The organism is Rhizobium ruizarguesonis (assembly GCF_012349115.1).
Taxonomy (GTDB): domain Bacteria; phylum Pseudomonadota; class Alphaproteobacteria; order Rhizobiales; family Rhizobiaceae; genus Rhizobium; species Rhizobium ruizarguesonis.
Window position 1 is genome coordinate 215,775 of sequence record NZ_PQIG01000067.1, and the last position, 15,789, is coordinate 231,563.

Sequence of the window (15,789 nt, forward strand, 5' to 3'; positions counted from 1 at the left end):
GTCGATCGGCTGGCGCCTCGGGAGGAATCAGGTTCTGCTGGCGATGAAGCTCTGCAGCTGCTTGGCCGCCTCGGCCGGCTCGGTGCTACCGGAAGCGACGTCATTGATAACGCGGAAATATTCCGTCGTGACATCGAGCGGGAACGCCTGGTCGCCGTTCATGTAGACCTTGCCGTATTTCTGGAAGATCCCCAGCCATTCCGCTTCGAGCGGCTTCTGGTTGGCATATTGTACGTTCTTGTTGACGGAGGTCGAGCTCAGCTGGCCGAGCAGGTCCTGCTGCACCTTCGTCGAGAGGAAATAGTCGAGAAACTTCGCCGCTACGTCAGGGCTCTTGCTCTTGGTGCTGATGTAATTGTACTCGGCAAAGCCATAGAGCCGGTCGGTGTTGGTCGGGAAGGGGAAAATGCCGTAGTCGTCGAGATTGGCACCGGAGCCGTCGAGCTGGCTAACCAGCCAGTCGCCTTCGAGCATCATCGCCGCACGACCGGCGGTGAAGAGGCTGTAGGACTGTTTGTTGTCGATGCCCATGAATGGCTGCAGCGTATAGTCCTTCGTCCACTTGGCAAACTCCGCGAAGGATTCCGTCGCGCAGGGTTCCTTGGTCCAGTCCAGCGTCATCGCCTTCAGCGCATCGTGCTTTTCAGCACCGCACTTCGTTTCGAGGATGACGTCCATGAGGCGCATGACGTGCCAGTTGACCGTGCCGCCGAAGGTGAAGGCCGGAATGCCTGCAGCCTTCAGCTTATCGGCTGCGGCAAGGAATTCCTCGTAGGTCTTCGGCTCTTCCTTGATGCCGGCCTGTTCGAAAAGCTTCTTGTTGTAGTAGACGGCCTCACCCTTGAAGGTGAAGGGGACGCCGTGCTTGCCGCCGGGATAAAGGTCGGCAAAAGCCGCTGCCGAGGGCAGCAATTCGTCGTTCCACTTATACTCGGCATAGTACTTGTCGAGCGGCAGGGACAGGCCGGCCTTCACATATTCGCCGCCGAGGCCGAGGCCCGCCCAGCTGAAGTAAATGTCTGGCCCCTTGTCGGAGCCTGCAGCGACACGCAGGGCGGTCTTGTGCTCGTCGACGGCGCGCTGGACGATCTCGACATGCGTTCCAGGATTTGCGGCTTCGAAATCTGTCGCCACCTTTTTCAGGGCCGTATTGGCGGCATTATTGTCGAAGTTGAGGGTCCAGAGTGTGATGTCTTCAGCAAGAACCGGCGTTGCCGATAGCGACGCCATGGCGATCGCAACGAGGCTCGCAGTCTTCAATTTCGCGGAAAGGGTCAGCATTACCGTCCTCCTCTTGTAAGCCGGGCCCCTTGTTGCAGATAGTCATCGACATGTCAACTGGTATGACGAGCTAACCATTGCGACGTTGAGCAAATTTGGCCATGGCGGCGATGATGATGACGGCGGACGCGGCGCCGGGATCGATGTGCCCGATCACGCGGCTCCCCAATCGCGAAGCCCGTCCCTTGGCCGCCGTCATATTGCTGGTCGCTTCACAGCCTGCCCGCGCTGCCCTCTCCGCTGCCTCGAAACATTGGGGGAGGGGCTTTCCCGACTGCCAGGCATCGAGTGCCGCGTCAGCCGCGGGCTTCCAGGCGTCAACCATCGTCTTTTCCCCGGGTTCGGCTTTTCCGCGTTCCTGGATTCCCTGTGCCATTGCCGCAAAGACGCTGAGGAAGTCGTCATCGCTCAATGTCTGCTTGTCTTTGGCGGCGGCTCCGGCGCGCATCAAGGCCGTGGCATATAACGGGCCGGACGAAGCGCCGACCGCATTCAGGAATGCCTTTGCCGCGACGTTGAATGCGGTTGTCGGGGCAATTCCGGCGGCACGTTCGCCGACCGCTTTCGCCGCGGCCTGGCAACCTGCATCCATGGCAAGGCCGTGATCCCCATCGCCGATGGCGCCGTCCAACGCGCAGAGATGGTCGCTCTCTGCCGCAATATCCTCGGCAATCCCAGCAAACATGCGCTGCAGGTCTTCGGTCGTAAACGTCATCGATTACCTCGCAAACATCGCGCAATCACAGGGGTGGTCGATCAATCGCTGAAGCTCGTCGTCAAGATGCATGACCGTGATCGACGCGCCGGCCATTTCGAGCGAGGTGCAGTAATTCCCAACGAGCGACGTATGGAGGATGAGCCCGGCATCGTCGAGCCGGGACTTCACGCGCCGCATCATGATGTAGAGTTCCATCATCGGGGTCGAACCCAGCGAATTTACGAGCACGGCGACACGATCGCCCCGGTCTGCTTTCATTTCGCGAAGAATGCTGTCCAGGAGTTCGTCGGTCACCGCGTCGGCCGGCCTCAGCGGCTCGCGCGCCACGCCAGGCTCCCCATGGATGCCCATTCCGATCTCCATCTCGCCTTCGCCGATCAGGAAGTTCGGCCGGAGGGTCTGGGGCAGCGAACAGGGGGAAAGCGCGACACCCATCGTATAAGTTCGCGCATTGGCATGGCGGGCGACACGCTCGACATCGTCAAAGGAATAGAGAAGATCGCAGGCTGCGCCGGCGGCCTTGAAGATGAAGACGTTGCCCGCCACGCCCCGCCGCCTGTCCCGCTGATCGGGAGGAGCAGACGCCACGTCATCCGTGGTCAGGACGGTTCGTACCTCGATCTCGTCAAGCGCAAGCATCTCGGCAGCCATGTCGAAGTTCATCACGTCGCCGGCATAATTGCCATACATGAACAGGACACCGGCGCCGCCGTCGACCGCCATGGCGCAGGCGACAATCGGATCGGGCGGCGGCGACGCGAAGACGTTGCCGATTGCGGCGGCGTCCGCCAGCCCCTTGCCGACAAAGCCCAGAAATGTCGGTTCGTGCCCGGATCCACCACCGATGACCAGTCCGACCTTGCCCTTGCGTGGCCCGTTTCTGGCAATGATCGCGCGGGGCATGTCCTCTACCGCGTAGAGATGGCGCGGATGCGCCGCCAGGATCCCCTGCAGCATCTCATCGACGGCATCCGCACCGGCATTGATAAGTTTCTTCGTCTTCACATCGATCCTCCCGAGAGCCGAGTTCCGATCGCATAGATGCAGTTGCACCGCTGGAGGTCAATCCGCCAGCGCGTCGTGCTCCAGCGGCAAGACGGCGACAGCCAATGGGGCAAGCAGCAGATCCCCGCTTGAGTCTTTCCCGGTCGGCCCGCATGCGCCGCAATCGACCTTTCGTTCTTCGCTCGTCAGATTGACGATGTAAAGCCTGGCGCCTGTAGCATCCCTTGCAACGAAAGACAGGACCTCGGAGGGAGAGGAGGAGACGCATTCCCGCCAGGTTGCACCAGCCAATTGACACAGTGTCCGGACAGTTTCGAACAGCGGACGACGTCCACCCTGTTCGGTCGGTTCCCCCGAACCGGCGATCAGACCGAACGGACCTGATAAGGCTGATAGCGTCAGGCATTCCAGATCGGCACCCAGCACTCGTATCGCATAACCGAGCGCGAAGGCCTGTCCGAAGCGTGCATTGTGGCGCGGGTCGCGATTGGCCATGGGGATGCGCCCGCCAGCCGGATTGTCCATCGTGCGGCTACCATAGGGGTTCTGCCGCATCGGGATCGTCGATGGGCCGATCCGGTAGGGTTTATCGCCATAAATCGCCCGAACGGATCGCGTGATGAAGGGCAGCGCTTCCAATGTCTGCATGACACTGAGGTCGTCGGCCGCATGCACGATCGGATTGGTGCAGTGGCTGACGAAGTCGAGCTGTCCATCGGGTACGCGCTTCCGGTTGAGCTCGGTGAAATAGCTCAGCATGCCGCCGCCGATGCGAATGCCGGGAAAGGCGGCGTGGGCGGCAGCATAGACCTCATCCAGGGGCGGGCAATCCGGCCATTTGCTGCCGGGCGGCGTCGACTGCCGGTCGACGGATGGCGATATCATGATCGCATCCGGCCTGAATTCCGCCAGCCGCATCTGGCGGGCAATCTCGGCCGCCTCGCCTGACGGCGACGATTTGCAGGGAAGGGCGATCTCCAGCGTCGAGCGCCCGCGATGGACCGTCGCGATTGCTGCGAACCGCTTGAGTGCTTCGACGCCGTGCCCAGCACCGGGGTCGAAATGGAAGAGGAATTCCTGGGGAGCGATCTCCGTCAGGACGGACTTTGCCGAGAGGCTCGCATCGGCTTCTTCGGGTGTGATGATCACGCCGATATCAGGCATGGTGCCGGTGCGCCCACCGAGTTCAAGTTTTATAGCGCCGCCTGACACCCCAGAAGGATGCCGTGTCGAACCGCTGATATCCCTGATAACAAGCGACGTTTTCTGCCGGACAGGCTGATTGGCGGCAATTTGGTAGGGCCAGGGCAGGGCGAGCGGCCTGACATATGTCTTGTAGGATGCGTCCGACCAGTTCCGTTGATCTTCCATTTCAAAGGTGTCGCCCTCCATCCGGCATTCCACCTGAACGTCAGGCATTACCGCGTGAGTGATGGCGCGCATGTCCTTGAACGGCTGCCAGGGCTCGATGAGATCAGGAAACCGTGTCGCCACGATCTTCCCGTCGACATGCTCGACCGTCGCCGGTGAACCCGCCACGCCGACGATCGGGTGCAGAACGCAGAAGCCGCAGCGGTTGGTCTCGAAGCCGGTTGGCGCGATGGCCTCCGCCTCGAAGTCGAGCCGGTCCGCGCTTCCGGTGATGCGAACGTCGATGACAAGCCTCGTATCGTCCGGTCCCTCGCAACGACCCCGATAGGTGACCTCGAAACGATCGTCACTCTGCTCGATCCGGAGATCGGTGATTTCTGGGCTGTAAGTGCCCCAGTCCCGGTCGCGAACGAGATAGGAAATCGCTCGCAGCACCTCGGTCCCATCGTAGCGGATGGTGCGGAGGTTGCCGTTGGCGAGATCGGCTTGCAGTTTTCCGGCTCTCAGGCGAACGGGCGGCGGATCGACGAGACGGGTGCCGTAGAGCTGGAACGCATCGATCGTCATCGCAGCATCGCTCCGACATCGATCGTCTGACCCCTGGCCGCACTATCATAGGCGGCCTCGACGAGCGCGAAAGTTTTCAGATTGTCGGCCCCTGAGGTCGAGTGTTGCGCGCCGCTCTCCAACTGGTCGACCCAATGCTGCTGGATCGCGTAGACACTTTCCTGGATGTTGTGCCAGGGCCGCGCGGCCCATGACAGCAGTTTCGGAGACACGTCCGTGGTCGTGGTGCCCTTGGCGTTGGTGACTTGAAGGCCGTAACCCTGGGTCAGGCGGATCGTGCCCTCAGAACCGTCGAGCTCGATCAAGGTCTCGGGGAATGGCTCCCTGGAAAGCTTGGTGGCGTAGCTGACGTCGACGACAGACGTGGCGCCGTTTTCGTGATCGAGAAGAATGGTCGCGACATCCTCGCCCTTGATGGCGGGATTGACCCGCTTGGTGCGGGCCGTGAGCGATCGAACGTCGCCTAGGATATAGCGGGCGATATCGAGCGTATGGATGCCGAGGTCTTCAATGATGAACCGCTTGCCCTCGGCCAGATAGGGTTGGCCCGAGAAGACGTCGTAGGCCGAACGGAAGGAGAAGCGGCCCCAGAAGGGCGTGCCGATGGCATCCGCCTCCAGCGCTTTGCGCACGGCCTGGATCGGCGTCTGCCAGCGAAAGTTCTCGTGCACCATCAGGGGGATGCCGGCATTGCGACACGCCTCGACCATCGCCTTCGCGTCCGACAAGGTCTTGGCGAACGGCTTCTGGCAGATGGCCGGCACCTTGTTCCGAGCCGCCATTTCGACGAGAAAGCGATGGCTTTGGACTGTTGTGGCAATGTCGACGAAATCAAAACCGCCATCGGCAAACAAAGCCTCGGCATCGCCATAGCGGCGATCGATGCCGAACTGATCGCCGACGATCTTCAGCCGCTCCGGGTCGCGGTCGCAGATCGCGACGATGCCGGCACCTCGAACATCGTTCCAGGCATGCAGCTGGTTGACCGCAAAGAAACCGCAACCGATCAAAGCCCCTTTCAATACCGTCATCTCAACCTGCCTTTGCCATCTGCATGAGGGTAACGCGCTGCTGCAGGCGGCGTTGCGCCTGGTCGACGACGACGGCAATGATGATGACGAGGCCCTTGATGACCATCTGCCAGAAGGAGGAAACGCCCATCATCACCAATCCGTCGGAGAGGATGCCGATGACGAAGGCGCCAATGATCGTGCCGCCGATCGTGCCGCGGCCGCCCGACATAGAGGTGCCGCCGAGCACGGCGGCGGCGATCGCATTGAGTTCGAAGCTTTCGCCGGTGGCCGGATGGGCTGCCATCAGTTCGGAGGAGATGACGACGCCGACGATGGCGGCGCACAGTCCGGAGAACATATAGACGAAGATCTTTACGACATCGACCCGGATACCGGACATGCGCGCGGCCCGCTCATTGCCGCCGACGGCGAAGATGTGACGACCGATCGGTGTCGAGCGGGCGACATAGGCCGCCAGCAGGGCAAGCACGATCAGAATCCAGATCGACACCGGCAGGCCGAGAATGCGCCCCGCGCCGAAGAAATCGAAGCCGGTCGTCGCGTATTCCGGCCGACCGACAAGATTCGGAAAGGTCTGGCCGTCCGATGACAGCAAAGCGAGACCGCGGGCGATATAGAGCGTGCCTAGCGTGGCGATGAAGGGCGCGACGTTGAGCTTGGTGATCAGCAGACCGTTGATCAGACCGATGAGCAGGCCGATCGACAGGGTGATCAGCACGATCTCGAACAGGTTGAAAAAGATCGTGTAGCCGATCGGCAATTCGATGCCGTAAAGGATCAGGCCGCCGGCGACCATGCCGCAAAGCCCGACGATCGATCCGACCGAGAGATCGATGCCGCCGGTGATGATGACGAAGGTCATGCCCATCGCCAGGAAGGCGTTCAGCGCCACATGCTTCGACATCAGGATCATGTTCGCCGTCGAGGTGAAGTTCGGTGCGAAGATCGCAAAGAAGATGATGACGGCAAATAGCGCGATGAACGTCCTGAGCTTCATCAGCGTCAGAAGCGCCGAGCCGTTGGCGCCCTTCGGCGCGAGAGTGGTTGACGTAGCCGCCATCATGACGCGAGTTTCCCTTGATGTCCGTGTCCCTTGGCCGAAGCCGCAATTATGGCTTCTTCCGTGGCCTCGTTCCGGTCGAAGACGGCGACCAGTTGGCCGTTGCTCAAAACCGCGATGCGATCGGAAAGCGCCATGACCTCCTCGAGGTCGGAAGTCGAAAACAGAATAGCGAGCCCGTTTGCCGCCAGCCGCCGCATAGTGCGGAAGACGTCGGCCTTGGCGCCGACATCGATGCCGCGGCTCGGCTCGTCCATCAGAAGCACCTTCGGATTGGTCATCAATGCCTTACCGATGACGACCTTCTGCTGATTGCCGCCGGACATCGAGGTCACCTCGAAATCCGGGTTCGGCGCCTTGATAGAGAGGTCGCGGATCGCATCGCGAATGGCATTCTTCTCCGCGCCTCTGTCGATATGGAAGAGCCGGGTGAAGCGGCTAAGGCTCGCCAGCGTCAGGTTCGAGGCGATGGAAAGCACCGGGACCAGACCTTCGCGCTGCCGGTCTTCCGGAATGAGCGCAAGGCCGCGACGGATGCGCCGCGTGGTGTCGCGGGCGCGAACCTGCTTGCCGTCGATGAAGATCTTGCCGGTCGAGTGTGTGTGACGGCCGATGACGCATTCGAAGAATTCGCTGCGCCCGGCGCCCATCAGGCCGTAGATGCCGAGGATTTCGCCTGCCTTGACCGACAGGGAGACATTGTTGACCGAAAGCCCGCCTGTCGGCCGCGGCAGGCTGATATTTTCGGCGCGAAAGACCTCAGCTCCGACGGCGTGGTCCACGGATTTTGCAAAATCCTTGGCATCCGAGCCGATCATGGAGCGCACGATCCAGCGCGTGTCGATGTCGCGCACCATTGCCTCGCCGGTGACCTGGCCGTCACGCAGCACGGTGATGTAGTCGCCGATCCGCATCAGCTCCTCGAGCCGGTGCGAGATATAGACGATCGCCACACCTTGGGCTTTCAGTTCCGCGATCACCTTGAACAGGATCTCGACTTCGGCCGCCGAAAGCGCCGACGTCGGCTCGTCCATGATCAGGATGCGGGCATTCAACGACATCGCCTTGGCGATCTCGACGAGCTGCTGCTGGCCGATTGGCAAATCCTCGACCATCGTTTCGGCCTCGATGCCGGCATCCAGACGCTTCAAAAACGCATTGGCCTTTTGCACCTGTGCCTTGTGATCGATACCGAGGATGCCGCGCGTGATCTCGCGCCTGGCGAAGATGTTCTCGGCAACCGACATGTTGGCGAAGAGATTGAGCTCCTGAAAGATCATGCCGATGCCGTGCGCCTGCGCATCGGCAGGGCTGTCGAAGGATACGGGCTTGCCGTCCAGGATGATGCGGCCGAGCGTCGGACGCTCGACGCCGGCGATGATCTTCATCAGCGTCGACTTGCCTGCACCGTTTTCGCCGACGAGGACGTTCACCGCGCCACGGCGCAGCTCGAGATTGGCGCGCTTGACGGCGACGATACCCGAATAGACCTTCGACACCTCGTCGAGGCGCAGGATAATGTCGTCCTTTTGTGCCTCTCCTGTGGTCATGGGCCGACCTTCAGTTCCGAAGGTGTTACGAGCGGAAGCTCGCCGCTCTTCGGCAGCGGAAAGGCGCCGATCGCGGTCACCGTCTTGCCGACCAGGCCTTCGCGCGGGACGGCGGACAGAAAAGCCGTATTGGCCTTCTCGTTGAAGGCCTTGCCGAATTGCGCCCACTCGATCTGGTTCTTGAATTCATTGAAATTGACGAAATCCAGCGTGTCGCGCAGCGCCGTGCCGCGCAGCGCCGGCCCGATCTGCACCTTGGCATCGGCCTTGCCGTCGCCATCGGCGTCGACATCGAGCGTTGCCGCGCGCGACGCCGTATCGGCCGCAACGACCTTGCCGGTGATCTTCACCGCATAGGTCCATGGCGAGCTGCTCTGCTTGCGGGGATTGCCGTATTTCTCGCCGGCGGCGTCGGGGCTGGAGGCGGAAAGCTGCATGACGTCCTTCAGGTCGCCGGCGCGCTTTTCAAAATAGGGCACTGCCTCGGACTGCCAGATCGCCTCGACCTTTGCATTCGGGTCGAAGGCGGTCTTTGCCGCTGCCGCAGCCTTTTCCTCAGCCGTCGGCGTCTTGATGATCTTGCAACCGGGCAAGGCTGCCGCCACGACGGCAGCGAGCAGAGCGCCCTTCATTCTCAACATGCAGTAAACCTCGACGTCTTGCGAAATGCATTGCAGAGGGCACAGCGCTGCGCCCTCTGCAATTCGCGGCTGATCAGTTCGTCAGGGCGAAGGTCTCTAGCTTGCCGGCATTGTCAGCATTGACGAGGACGCAATCCATCAACTGCTTCTCTTCCTTCGGGGTCATCTTGTTCTTGATGTAGGCGTCTGCCTGTTCCACTGCCAGCTGAGCCTGCGCATAGGCGGGCTGCAGGACTGTTGCCTTGATGCCGCCCGACTTGATGGAGTCGCGCACGTCGTTGGAACCGTCGAAGCCGACGACGATCACGTCCTTGCGGCCGGCAGCCTGCAGCGCTGCGATCGCGCCCATGGCCATGGTGTCATTCCCTGAAATGACGCCCTTGATGTCGGGATTTGCCTGGAGGATGGTTTCCATCTTCGAATAGGCTTCCGTCTGGCTCCAATTGGCCGACTGCTTGGCGACGGACTTCAGGTCCGGATAGTCGTCGATGACGTCGTGATAGCCTTGCGAGCGGATACCGGCATTGGTGTCGGACTCCTTGCCCACCAGCTCGACGTAATTGCCTTTCTCGCCCATCAGCTTGACGAATTCCTGCGCCCCGAGCTGGGCGCCCTGGTAGTTGTTCGAGACGATCTGGGCGACGGCAACGCCCGTGGCGTTGATTTCGCGGTCGATCAGGAAGGAGGGAATGCCAGCATCCTTTGCCTTCTTGACGGCCGCGACGGAGGCGTCGGCTCCGGCATTGTCGAGGATGATCGCCTTGGCGCCGCGCCCGATCGCCGTGTCGATCATTTCGGACTGTTTGTTGGCGTCGTCGTCATGCGTCATGAGCAACGTCTCGTAGCCGAGTTCCTTCGCCTTGGCTTCGGCGCCGACGGCTTCTGCCTTGAAGAAGGGATTGTCATGCGCCGGCGTGATGATGGCGATGAGGTCGGCCGAAAAGGCCGGAAGAGCCGTTCCGAGCGCCAATGCGCCGGCAAAAGCTGCAAGTGTCAGTCTGCGCGTCAGTTTCATATTTTCCTCCCTGTTGTGAATGAAGCCCCTTCTCCCTGGGGCGGCTAGACCCCGTCTCCCCGGGGCAGTTGAGGGGGAGGGCTTACCTCCCCAGGCCGGTTCAGGTGATGCGCCGGATGCTTTCGGCGATCTCCTGCGGTTCGAATACTTTTTTCCAGTCGTCGCGCATCAGCGCCGGGATGCCGAACTCGATCGCCTTGTTGCAGGCATCCGAGAACACGCCGTCGACTTCCTTGAAGATGACCGCGCCGAGCACGTTCATATGGCCGAGCAGGAAGTCGCGGGCGGCCTGTTCCGGCACGCCGCGTGCCACGCATTCGTCCATGGCCTGTCGCATGACGACGAGCAGCGATGCGCAGACGGTTTCCGACAAGCCCGGTTCGAGCATGGCAAGCTGGTCGACTGTGACCCGATGCGAGCGCATGACCGGCGCCCAGATCAGCTTGGCGATTTCCTCACCAAGCGCATAAGCGCTTTCCGGGCCCTGCATCAGCGCCGAGACGATATGCTGCTTGGCGAAGAGGCCGCCGAAGTGGTCCTTTTTCGCCTGCATGTCCGTCTCGTCGTTGAAGATCGGCGGATGGCAGGGATGGGTGACGAAATAGGTAAGATCATCGCGCTTCGGCAGGTGGCCGGCAAAGGGAGCCGCAGCGTCCAGCGCGATCACCATGGTGCCTGATGGGAGCTTGTCGACGATGCCTGCCGCGACCTTGCCGATGGCCGTGTCCGGCACGGCAAGGATCACCACCTCAGCGCCGTCGAGTCCGATATCGACGGGCACGCAATCGACACCGAGATCATTCTTCAAACGGGCCTTGCCTGCGTCGCTCACCTCGACATGGCGGACCTCGAAACGCGAGCCTTTGAGATTTTTGGCAAGCCGGTATCCCATTTTCCCGCCTGCGCCGAAGAGGGCAATCTTAGTCATGTTTCCTCACCTTTTCCCGTTCTCGATAGGATCATATACTGGTATGATGAGTCAATCACCATATCACTAGTTAATTTGTTGGAGTCACGTTTTTCTGCATCGCACGTTTCGGCCGATGCCGAAGGAAACCATCAGCGCTTCCTTCCCTCACGGATCTGGACGAAATAGCCGTCCGTCCCGACCTGGCCGCCTTTGAGCGCGATCTGCAGGCCGTTGGTCGGCTGATAGTCGCCATGCGCAAGGCAAAGCGGAGAACCAGGCGTCTGCGGCAGCGGAAGAAGCGTCGTCAGCGCGTCGATCTTCAACTGCCTGAGCGCATGACTTGATGTGTCGCCGCCGGCGACGACGGCACGTGAAAGCCCTTCGTTCTCGATCAGGCGGCGCAAGATCGTGCCGAGCGCGCTGCCGAGCCGGTGACGAGCGCCCGGAAGCCTGTCGATGTCGGCGCCGCGGTCGGCAGACGGACCAAGCGCGGTGTAGAGAATGACGCTCTTGCCTTGCCTGAGCTTCTGGGTGCCTGCCTCAACCGCTGCATCCACCGTCTGTTCGCCATTCTCCGAGACCAGTGCAAGCGGATCGAGCGCGATACTCTCGAAGCCGCTCTCGACAGCCGTTCGGATCTGGCGCTCGGTCGTCGGCGATACGCTGCCTGACACGACGGCGAGGCGGTCGACCGGGCCGATATCAGGAAACTCGGCGCCGCTGTTGCCGATGAAACCGCTCCGCCGCCATGCGCTAAGCAGGGCATATTCGACACCCGAGGAGCCGGCGACAAAACTTCCGGAGCGGCCAGTGACACGAAGCAGCTGCCGACCGGCAACCTCCTGCGTCGCCTCGGAGTCGACATCGATGAGCAGGATCCCTTCTGAAGCCGACGCCAGTTCGTCGATCCGCGCATCGGCGTCCGTCGCGGTGATGGCGACAAGATCGGCGACCAGGACGGGAAGCCGGGTCTGCTTCGACAAGTGGATCGCAAGGTCCGCCTCGTCCATCGGGGTGACCGGATGGCGGCTCATGACGGGATGGCGATCGATGCGAAAGACCCGGCCCTGGTAAGCGGCAAAGAGGTTGCCGAAAGCCGTGTAGCGCTTCAATTGCGGCGCGCCGACGATGACGGGCACGATGGATTGCCCGAACACCGTGCGGCCGATTTCGATCGCCTTGCCGATATTGCCGATCTCGGGACTGGAATCGAAGGTCGAGCAGACCTTGTAGTGGCAGATATCAGCGCCGAGCGAATTCAGCCATTCGAAAGCGCGCGTAAGGTGCTCTCCCATCCATGCGGGCGTCTCGCTACGGCTTGTCCCGGCAATGCCGATTGCCCGGCAATCCCTGAAGCGCGCGAGCAGTTCCGGCGTTGGAACGTCGAGGAAGAGCACGGTCGAGACACCGTTCGAGGCCAGAGCCTCCATGACATCGGTGGAGCCGGTGAAGTCGTCCCCGTAATAGCTGACGAGAGGTTCATCCATCGCGATCACGCGCCCTTGCCGTCGCTGAACTTTGCAATCGAAGCGGCGAGCTCCGGATGATCTTTCGCGTAGGTCTCCAACGGGATGTCCGCGACCGCGGCCTGCCAGGCCTGCTGCACGGCCCGAACCCCGGCCGCCGGGCCGCTGGGATGACTGACGATGCCTCCGCCGCAGAGATAGAGAAGATCGACGGTGCGACCGGTCCGTTGATAGGTCTCGGACGCCTGTCCTCCCCACTGGCCCGAACCGGCAACCGGAAGCGGGCAATCGGAGGCATTAAACAGCGGCGTGCTCACGGCCTTGAAGGACGAGACGAAGCTGTCGTCCGGCTCCCAATACTTGACCCTGATACCGTTGATCTGGAATTGGTCGACGCCCAGCAGCCGCCAGAATTGCTGGTAGACCTTGAAATCCATGCCGGCGCCGGGGCCGCGCGTCAGCACGTCCCAACCGTTTCGATGCGCGTGCAGCACCAGATTGGAGCGCTTGCGCAGAAAGCTCATGCCGCCGAAGCCGATCGAGTTGATATTGACGACAGCGCAGTTGCCGCCGGCCTTGGCGACGGTGTCGTGGTTGCGCATCATCTCGTCGGGGTCGGCATGCGAGATGCCGAAGGCATACATGACCTTCTTGCCGGTCTTCTGCTCGTGATCGAGAATGCGCGGCATGATCGCCGCAACGCGGTCCTTGAGCGGCGAATAGGCCGGGCTCATCAGTTTTTCGTCATCCTTGATGAAGTCGACGCCGGATGAGATCAGCTCGCCGACGAGTTCCGCCGTTTCGTGCGGCCTGAGGCCAAGCGCCGGCTTGACGATCGTTCCGATGATGGGGCGACCTTCGACGCCGGTGAGGCGGCGGCTTCCAGGAATGCCGAATTGCGGTCCCGGATGCGCGCTCCCGAAGGCGTCGGGCAGCGTCATGTCGACGATGCGGATGCCGGTCATGCCCTTGATGGAATAGACGCCGCCGATCGCAATGGTCATCAATGCCGAAAGGTCGGTGCCGATCGCGTCCAGCGGAAAGGCGATGTCGACATCGGCACGATTGAGCAGTGTGCCGGGGGCGACCTCGGGCCAGGTTGGATGGCGCGCATCTTCGAGTGAGCGGATCGCCAGCACGCGGGCGGCGACACGCGACTTCAGCTCTTCGGTTTCGCCCGGGACGGGCACGAAGGTGCCGGTCGACTGGTCGCTCGCGATCTTTTCCGCCATCGCCTCGACGCTGCCGGGCGTTTCGATACGATAGGTCAGGGTAATCATCATGGAACGGACGGTTGCTCCTCTCGCCCGGCAGATTGCCATGGCGTCAACTCATGATCTGGTATAATGAGTATTCCAACTTATGAAAAGTAGAATCTTCGGATCCGCAAATTTTCGCTGACAGCTTTGTTCTCGACCCGGAAAACTGTTAGGAGGAAACATTTTGAGCCAGCGAGATGTGATGACCCAGCCCCTCGAACAAATCGTCCGCCGGAAACTCTCTGACGAAGTGTTTGATCGACTTGAGCGAATGATCACCTCGGGCGAGCTTCAGCCCGGCGACGAAATGCCCTCCGAGCGCGTGCTGATGGAACGCTTCGGCGTCGGCCGGCCGGCGATCAGGGAGGCCATGCAGTCCCTTGCCAACAAGGGTCTGGTCAGCATTTCGCACGGTGAGCGGGCGAAGGTTCTCCGGCTGACGGCAAAATCGATATTCCGCCAGGTCGATCTCACCGCCAAGATCATGCTGTCGCAATCGTCGGACTCGTTGGAATACCTCAAGAGCGCCCGCATCTTCTTCGAGCGGGGCATGGCGCGAGAGGCCGCGCAGCGGGCCTCCGCAAATGATATCGCCGATCTCAGGAACATTATCGAACGCCAGCGAATGTCGCTTGGGCGGGCCGAAGAGTTTATCGACGCGGACATGGAATTCCACACCCGCATCGCGCAGATATCAGGCAACCCGATCTACGTCGCCGTCAGCGAAGCAATGCTTGCCTGGCTGAAGGAATATCACACCGAGATGCTGATCTGGACCGGCAAGGAAAAATTCACGCTCGCCGAACACGACGAAATCGTCGATCGCCTTGAAGCAAACGACGTGGATGGCTCTGAAACAGCACTCCTCAAGCATCTCGAGCGGTCGCGAGCGCTTTACGCGAAGTAATTAACACGAACTCGGCGATCGCCGCTGGCCGACGCTGAATTAGCTGGTCTCCTGTGCCACCGCGTCGCGTGCTTCTTGCGCCTGCGCCCGCCATTGCTTGACCAATTCCCGCCTCTTTCCGGGATAGCGATCGGCCAGGAGTGCGGCATCGAGGATACGGTCGGCGCGAAACATCCGGAAATCCCGTCGCAGTTCGCACCACCCGGCGATGATCCGCCTGGAATCGAAGAAGGCGACCGCAATCGGCCATATGATGCGGTGGCTGTCGGCATCTCCGGCATCTCTATAGATGATCCGCAGCTTCATCTGTTGCTGCATGGCCTGACGCAGGATCTTGAGGCTGATTGCGGGTGCCGGCAGCGAGGGGAGGCCGATATGGAAATCATTGTCGGTCAATCCATGACGGAGTTCCGACGGGAGCACGGCTTCGATCTTGGCAAGGGCGTCCTGAGCCGCCGCGCGTAGATCCTCGTCCGTCTGACGGGTGACCCATTGCACGCCCAGTGTGATCGCCTTGATTTCCGCTTCCGAGAACATGAGAGGCGGCAGTATGAAACCCGGCTTCAGCACATAGCCGAAACCGGGCTCCCCTTCGATCTCAGCGCCGATGGATTGCAGCAACGAGATGTCCCGGTAGATCGTCCGCAGGGAAACGCCCGTTTCTTGCGCGAGATAGTTCCCGGAGACCGCTTGGCGATGGCGGCGGAGAATCTGGAGAATTTCGAACAATCTCTGGCTTTGGGACATGACTATATCTTAGCACAGCTTCTGCCGGTGCTGCCGAAGGGGCTCCGGAGTATCGGTCTCAATTCACACGGACCAGGACCTTTCCGTTGCTCTTGCGGCCATGTTCCAGAGCCGTCAGCGTCCCTATTCCATCGCTCAACGGTACGATTTCGGAAACCGGAAGCTTCAGCCTACCCTCGTCTGCGGCACGGGCAAGCCCGTCCAGGATGTCGGTCCGAGCGGTGCAGATGATTGGCTTCAGCCTGCGGTCGACCATCG

Annotated in this window: 15 protein-coding genes; 1 reads left to right on the plus strand and 14 read right to left on the minus strand. The window is 61.3% G+C overall.

Going from position 1 to position 15,789, the window contains the following annotated elements:
• Positions 1-27 precede the first annotated feature (27 nt).
• The 12 genes from C3Y91_RS10210 to oiaX form a co-directional block, all read right to left on the minus strand.
• On the minus strand, positions 28-1,281 hold the full coding sequence (locus C3Y91_RS10210) for an ABC transporter substrate-binding protein (RefSeq protein ID WP_024322029.1): 1,254 nt from the start codon (positions 1,279-1,281) through the stop codon (positions 28-30).
• A 70-nt stretch (positions 1,282-1,351) separates the two neighbouring features.
• A complete protein-coding gene (gene dhaL, locus C3Y91_RS10215) occupies positions 1,352-1,996 on the minus strand; it encodes a dihydroxyacetone kinase subunit DhaL (RefSeq protein ID WP_168575280.1) in 645 nt (214 codons plus the stop codon).
• Between the two features lie 3 nt (positions 1,997-1,999).
• Positions 2,000-3,004, minus strand: coding sequence for a dihydroxyacetone kinase subunit DhaK (locus C3Y91_RS10220; RefSeq protein WP_024322031.1), 1,005 nt, complete (start codon positions 3,002-3,004; stop codon positions 2,000-2,002).
• Between the two features lie 57 nt (positions 3,005-3,061).
• Positions 3,062-4,942: a D-apionate lactonase gene (gene apnL, locus C3Y91_RS10225; protein WP_168575281.1), complete on the minus strand. Its 1,881-nt coding sequence runs from the start codon at positions 4,940-4,942 to the stop codon at positions 3,062-3,064.
• Entirely contained in the window at positions 4,939-5,973 is a 1,035-nt protein-coding gene (locus tag C3Y91_RS10230) for a Gfo/Idh/MocA family protein (RefSeq protein ID WP_024322033.1), read from the minus strand. The genes apnL and C3Y91_RS10230 overlap by 4 nt, the downstream gene beginning before the upstream one ends.
• A gap of 1 nt (position 5,974) precedes the next feature.
• Positions 5,975-7,039, minus strand: coding sequence for an ABC transporter permease (locus tag C3Y91_RS10235; protein WP_017957302.1), 1,065 nt, complete (start codon positions 7,037-7,039; stop codon positions 5,975-5,977).
• Positions 7,036-8,586, minus strand: a complete 1,551-nt coding sequence (locus C3Y91_RS10240) for a sugar ABC transporter ATP-binding protein (RefSeq protein WP_024322034.1) — start codon at positions 8,584-8,586, stop codon at positions 7,036-7,038. Before C3Y91_RS10240 ends, C3Y91_RS10235 begins: the two co-directional genes overlap by 4 nt.
• The gene (locus tag C3Y91_RS10245) at positions 8,583-9,227 is read right to left on the minus strand and encodes a DUF2291 family protein (RefSeq protein ID WP_024322035.1); all 645 of its coding nucleotides are present in this window, start codon (positions 9,225-9,227) and stop codon (positions 8,583-8,585) included. The genes C3Y91_RS10240 and C3Y91_RS10245 overlap by 4 nt, the downstream gene beginning before the upstream one ends.
• Positions 9,228-9,300: 73 nt before the next feature.
• Positions 9,301-10,242, minus strand: a complete 942-nt coding sequence (locus C3Y91_RS10250; RefSeq protein ID WP_024322036.1) for a D-ribose ABC transporter substrate-binding protein — start codon at positions 10,240-10,242, stop codon at positions 9,301-9,303.
• A 100-nt stretch (positions 10,243-10,342) separates the two neighbouring features.
• Entirely contained in the window at positions 10,343-11,170 is an 828-nt protein-coding gene (locus C3Y91_RS10255) for a phosphogluconate dehydrogenase C-terminal domain-containing protein (protein ID WP_024322037.1), read from the minus strand.
• Between the two features lie 131 nt (positions 11,171-11,301).
• On the minus strand, positions 11,302-12,639 hold the full coding sequence (locus C3Y91_RS10260) for a four-carbon acid sugar kinase family protein (protein WP_029768176.1): 1,338 nt from the start codon (positions 12,637-12,639) through the stop codon (positions 11,302-11,304).
• A gap of 5 nt (positions 12,640-12,644) precedes the next feature.
• A complete protein-coding gene (gene oiaX, locus C3Y91_RS10265; protein WP_032989289.1) occupies positions 12,645-13,901 on the minus strand; it encodes a 3-oxo-isoapionate-4-phosphate decarboxylase OiaX in 1,257 nt (418 codons plus the stop codon).
• Positions 13,902-14,079: 178 nt separating this feature from the next.
• Here oiaX and C3Y91_RS10270 point away from each other — a divergent pair, with 178 nt between their 5' ends.
• Positions 14,080-14,784 (plus strand): transcriptional regulator NanR, encoded by a 705-nt coding sequence (locus C3Y91_RS10270; protein WP_020047408.1) that lies wholly within the window; start codon positions 14,080-14,082, stop codon positions 14,782-14,784.
• Positions 14,785-14,823: 39 nt separating this feature from the next.
• Here the strand turns inward: C3Y91_RS10270 and C3Y91_RS10275 are convergent, their stop codons facing one another.
• Complete coding sequence (locus tag C3Y91_RS10275) at positions 14,824-15,531, minus strand: helix-turn-helix transcriptional regulator (RefSeq protein WP_130663269.1); 708 nt, start codon at positions 15,529-15,531, stop codon at positions 14,824-14,826.
• A gap of 58 nt (positions 15,532-15,589) precedes the next feature.
• Entirely contained in the window at positions 15,590-15,787 is a 198-nt protein-coding gene (locus C3Y91_RS10280; protein ID WP_024322040.1) for a hypothetical protein, read from the minus strand.
• Positions 15,788-15,789 lie beyond the last annotated feature (2 nt).

Excerpts from the sequence above, each read along its gene's own strand:
- apnL (WP_168575281.1), bottom strand. The coding sequence starts at position 4,942 with ATGACGATCGATGCGTTCCAGCTCTACGGCACCCGTCTCGTCGATCCG.
- C3Y91_RS10255 (WP_024322037.1), bottom strand. The coding sequence starts at position 11,170 with ATGACTAAGATTGCCCTCTTCGGCGCAGGCGGGAAAATGGGATACCGG.
- oiaX (WP_032989289.1), bottom strand. The coding sequence starts at position 13,901 with ATGATGATTACCCTGACCTATCGTATCGAAACGCCCGGCAGCGTCGAG.
- C3Y91_RS10280 (WP_024322040.1), bottom strand. The coding sequence starts at position 15,787 with ATGGTCGACCGCAGGCTGAAGCCAATCATCTGCACCGCTCGGACCGAC.
- C3Y91_RS10270 (WP_020047408.1), top strand. The coding sequence starts at position 14,080 with ATGACCCAGCCCCTCGAACAAATCGTCCGCCGGAAACTCTCTGACGAA.
- C3Y91_RS10275 (WP_130663269.1), bottom strand. The coding sequence starts at position 15,531 with ATGTCCCAAAGCCAGAGATTGTTCGAAATTCTCCAGATTCTCCGCCGC.
- C3Y91_RS10210 (WP_024322029.1), bottom strand. The coding sequence starts at position 1,281 with ATGCTGACCCTTTCCGCGAAATTGAAGACTGCGAGCCTCGTTGCGATC.
- C3Y91_RS10260 (WP_029768176.1), bottom strand. The coding sequence starts at position 12,639 with ATGGATGAACCTCTCGTCAGCTATTACGGGGACGACTTCACCGGCTCC.
- dhaL (WP_168575280.1), bottom strand. The coding sequence starts at position 1,996 with ATGACGTTTACGACCGAAGACCTGCAGCGCATGTTTGCTGGGATTGCC.
- C3Y91_RS10230 (WP_024322033.1), bottom strand. The coding sequence starts at position 5,973 with ATGACGGTATTGAAAGGGGCTTTGATCGGTTGCGGTTTCTTTGCGGTC.
- C3Y91_RS10240 (WP_024322034.1), bottom strand. The coding sequence starts at position 8,586 with ATGACCACAGGAGAGGCACAAAAGGACGACATTATCCTGCGCCTCGAC.
- C3Y91_RS10245 (WP_024322035.1), bottom strand. The coding sequence starts at position 9,227 with ATGTTGAGAATGAAGGGCGCTCTGCTCGCTGCCGTCGTGGCGGCAGCC.
- C3Y91_RS10250 (WP_024322036.1), bottom strand. The coding sequence starts at position 10,242 with ATGAAACTGACGCGCAGACTGACACTTGCAGCTTTTGCCGGCGCATTG.
- C3Y91_RS10235 (WP_017957302.1), bottom strand. The coding sequence starts at position 7,039 with ATGATGGCGGCTACGTCAACCACTCTCGCGCCGAAGGGCGCCAACGGC.